The sequence below is a fragment of the Actinotalea sp. C106 genome, assembly GCF_023630195.1.
Lineage (GTDB): Bacteria > Actinomycetota > Actinomycetes > Actinomycetales > Cellulomonadaceae > Actinotalea.
On sequence record NZ_JALPKN010000280.1, the window covers coordinates 1 to 4,002 of the forward strand.

The 4,002-nt window shown below is 71.3% G+C and carries 5 protein-coding genes; all 5 read right to left on the reverse strand.

Annotated elements, in window-relative coordinates:
- A partial coding sequence (locus L0B03_RS14875) for an MFS transporter (RefSeq protein WP_374204967.1) occupies positions 1-553 on the reverse strand: 553 nt, incomplete at its 3' end.
- Positions 554-845: 292 nt separating this feature from the next.
- Positions 846-1,409, reverse strand: a complete 564-nt coding sequence (locus L0B03_RS14880; RefSeq protein ID WP_250447176.1) for a hypothetical protein — start codon at positions 1,407-1,409, stop codon at positions 846-848.
- Complete coding sequence (locus L0B03_RS14885; protein WP_250447178.1) at positions 1,406-1,732, reverse strand: DUF4333 domain-containing protein; 327 nt, start codon at positions 1,730-1,732, stop codon at positions 1,406-1,408. Before L0B03_RS14885 ends, L0B03_RS14880 begins: the two co-directional genes overlap by 4 nt.
- A 73-nt stretch (positions 1,733-1,805) precedes the next feature.
- Positions 1,806-2,897 (reverse strand): inositol-3-phosphate synthase, encoded by a 1,092-nt coding sequence (locus tag L0B03_RS14890; RefSeq protein ID WP_250447179.1) that lies wholly within the window; start codon positions 2,895-2,897, stop codon positions 1,806-1,808.
- A 20-nt stretch (positions 2,898-2,917) separates the two neighbouring features.
- Complete coding sequence (locus L0B03_RS14895; protein ID WP_250447182.1) at positions 2,918-3,547, reverse strand: PadR family transcriptional regulator; 630 nt, start codon at positions 3,545-3,547, stop codon at positions 2,918-2,920.
- Between the last annotated feature and the right edge of the window lie 455 nt (positions 3,548-4,002).

Here is a 4,002-nt window from a genome sequence, read left to right on the forward strand (position 1 = left end):
CGACCAGGACCACGCCGTCCTCGCCGCGCCCGGCGGGGATCAGCCAGCCGCTGAGCAGGCCCAGCCCGGCGCCGACCACCGCCGAGACGGCCCCGAGGGTCGGCGTCAGCGCGTTGGCGATGAGCAGCTGCTCGCGCGGGACCACGCGCGGCAGGCTGGCCGAGAGGGCCGCCAGGAGGAAGCGGTTCACGCCCAGGGTCACCAGGGCCAGCACGTACACGGCGGGCCCGACGCCGACGGTCACGAGCAGCCACGCGAGGAGCAGTGCGAGCACCACGCGGACGGCGTTGCCCAGCAGCAGGACCTGTCGACGGCGCCACCGGTCCAGCAGCGGCCCGGCGAAGGGGCCGACGACCGTGAAGGGCAGGAGCAGCACGGCGAAGGCGACCGCGACGTCGGTGGCCGTGGCCATCCGCTCGGGGGAGAAGAAGAAGAGGGTCGCGAGCCCGATCTGGAACATGCCGTCCCCGCACTGCGAGACGAGCCGGACCGCGAACAGCTTGCGGAAGTCCCGATGGACCGCGACGACCCGCAGGTCACTCAGGACGCTCACGACGCACTCACCCCCGCAGGCTATCCGGCGGGCTGCCTCAACCGGATCGAGGGCTTTCTCGTTCTAGGTTGCAGGAGGTCGGGCGAGAGCTCGGCGTGGGTGCCGCTGGACGTGGCCACGGGCGTCAGGCTGTCTACAGCCTCACGTTCACCGCCACGTCCCGGCAGGCCCCCGAGCTGGCGCCGGACTTCCAGTCCCTGGTCGGCAGCGTCCGCACCACGCCCGACACGCCCCCGGGAGAGCCGGGGGCCTAGCCGGCCGGCGGCGCGCCCGGTCCTCGAGCTGCCCGGCCCTACAGCTGCCCGGTCATGCCCAGGATCGCGAGCGTCCCGCCGACGACGAGCGCGAGCGCCAGCGCTGCGAGGCCGACGGCCAGCCCGACCCGTTGCGCGGCACCGGCCTTCTCCTTCCACCCGTGCTCTGCGGCGGCCGCGCGGATCAGGGACTGACCCTCGGCCGAGGCGAAGGTGAAGTCGACCACCCGGCCGGGCTTGCCCTCCTGGTCGATCCCCCACGTCCTGTTCATCTCGAACTCGTACGTCCGGCCGAGCGTGCGTGTCACCTGAGCCGACGCCACCAGGCGGGGCATCGGTGCGCCCGAGGCGTCGACGCCACCGTCCCACCGGACCTCGCGGTGGTCGTCGGTGAGCGTGAGGGTGCGGGCCGCCTCGTCGAGCACCACCCGGTGCTCGACGACCTTCTTGAGGCCGGCGGCGCCGATGAGCCCGTACCACCGGGCGTCGACGACGTCGATCCGCAGGTCGAACCCCTCGGGCGTGGGCACCACCTGGTAGGGGGTGCCCTGCGCGCGTGCGGCCACCGCGGCCCGCAGGGCGTCGCCCGGGCCTGTCGTCACGACAGGCCCTCGTCGAGGGGCTCCTCGTCGACCTGGACGTCGAGGAAGACCTGCTCGTCCTCGACCTCGGTGGCGGTGACCGAGACCCCGTAGCTCTGGCCGGCGTGGGTCAGGGTGCACCGCACCTCGGCCCCGACCTCGGCATCCAGCGGGTCAGGGCACTCGACCAGGTCCGGTGCCTCGCCGACCGTCTCGGTGAGGACGGTGCTGACCTGCTCGGCGAGCTCGTCACCGGGGACCTCGGCGCCGCCGATGGAGAACGAGCACCCGCTCAGGCCGACGGCGAGCAGGCCGACGGCGGGAACGGCGGTGAGGTGTCTCATGGGCGTCATCGTGGCACGACGCGGGCCCCGGGCGACACGCCTGCCCGGGGCCCGCGTCCAGCTGAGGGAGGTGCTACCGCTCGGCGTCGCCGGCGATGAAGGCCTCGAGCTGGCGACGGCCCTTCGAGTCCTCCATCTGGACCGGCGGGGACTTCATGAAGTAGGTCGAGGCGGCCAGCACCGGGCCACCCACGCCGCGGTCCTTGGCGATCTTTGCGGCGCGCAGGGCGTCGATGATGATGCCGGCCGAGTTGGGCGAGTCCCAGACCTCGAGCTTGTACTCGAGGTTCAGCGGCACCTCACCGAAGGCGCGGCCCTCGAGGCGGACGTAGGCCCACTTGCGGTCGTCGAGCCACGCGACGTAGTCCGACGGGCCGATGTGGACGTTGCGGTCCTCGGTCTTGCCGGCCAGCGAGCCCTCGAGGTTCGAGGTCACGGACTGCGTCTTGGAGATCTTCTTGGACTGCAGGCGGTCGCGCTCGAGCATGTTCTTGAAGTCCATGTTGCCGCCGACGTTCAGCTGGTACGTGCGGTCCAGCGCGACGCCGCGGTCCTCGAACAGCTTGGCCATGACGCGGTGCGTGATGGTCGCGCCGACCTGGGACTTGATGTCGTCGCCGACGATCGGCACGCCCGCGTCCTCGAACTTCTTCGCCCAGACGGGGTCCGAGGCGATGAAGACGGGCAGGGCGTTGACGAAGGCCACGCCGGCGTCGATCGCGCACTGCGCGTAGAACTTGGCGGCGTCCTCGGAACCCACGGGGAGGTAGCAGACCAGGACGTCGACCTGGGCCTCCTTGAGGGCGGCGACGACGTCGACCGGCTCGGCGTCGGACTGCTCGATGGTCTCGGCGTAGTACTTGCCGATGCCGTCGAGGGTCGGGCCGCGCTGCACGGTGACGCCCAGCGGCGGCACGTCGGCGATCTTGATGGTGTTGTTCTCGCTGGCGCCGATGGCCTCGGAGAGGTCGAAGCCGACCTTCTTCGCGTCGACGTCGAAGGCTGCGACGAACTCGACGTCAGAGATGTGGTACTGGCCGAACTGGACGTGCATCAGGCCTGGCACCGTGCTCTGCGGGTCGGCGTCCGCGTAGAAGTGGACGCCCTGGACCAGCGATGCGGCGCAGTTGCCGACGCCCACGATGGCGACGCGGATCGAACTCATCCTCGCTCCTCAGATCTCTCTCAGTGCCACGACGCGTCTGCGTCGTCGGCGGGGACAGGACCGGTCGGCTGACCGGTCCCGCGGTGCTCGGCGCGGCGGTTGCCACGCTCGTCGTCGATCAGTCCGTCGAGCCAGCGGACCTCGCGCTCGACCTGCTCCAAGCCGTGCCGCTGCAGCTCGAGGGTGTAGTCGTCGAGGCGCTCGCGGGTGCGTGCGGCCGACTGCCTCACCTGATCGAGCCGCTCGGTGAGCCGGGTGCGGCGCCCCTCGAGGATCCGCAGCCGGGTCTCGGCGTCGGTCTGGCCGAACAGCGTGAACCGGACGTCGAAGTGCTCGTCCTCCCACGCCGTCGGTCCCGAGCTGGCCAGGATCTCCGACAGGTGCTCCTTGCCGTCGGCCGTGAGCTCGTAGACGATCCGGGCCCGCTTGCCGCTCAGTGCGTGCGGCGGTGGCGTGGCGACGGTCGAGCTGCCCACGATGAGACCCCGCTGCACCAGGCTCTTGAGGCAGGGGTAGAGCGAGCCGTACGAGAACGCGCGGAACGAGCCGAGGGTCATGTTGAGCCGCTTGCGCAACTCGTATCCGTGCATCGGTGCCTCGTGGAGCAGGCCGAGGATGGCGAGCTCGAGGACGTCGGAGCGGCTTCGCACGCTCTGCCTCCTCGTCCCTGGTGCTCGGTGCAGGTCCCGGCGCACGCCGGATGGTCATGATCGGGACCAGGCGGTACCTTCAGACCCGATGTATCGAACTGATACATCGGAACAGTAGGACGCGATCCGGGCTCTGGCAACCAACGCCTGGATCTCCCCGCTACCTGCACCGTGACGCACACGGCCTTCACCGACGGATCCGCATACTGGGGCGGGTCTGACCGACGTCGGTCGGCCCCCCGCATCCGTACCCTGGGCGAGGGTCGCCCTCTGCGACCCCGCACTCCCGTCGTCGAAAGGCACAGCGTGGCACCGGGCAACCCCCCTCCCCACGGACCCGCGAGCACAGGCGGTCCCGCCGGGCCGCAGCGCCGCAGCGTCATCAGCGGGGCGCAGGGCGGCAACGCTGCGCGCACCGGACCGGGCACGCCTCCGGCGGCCGGACGGCCCCAGTG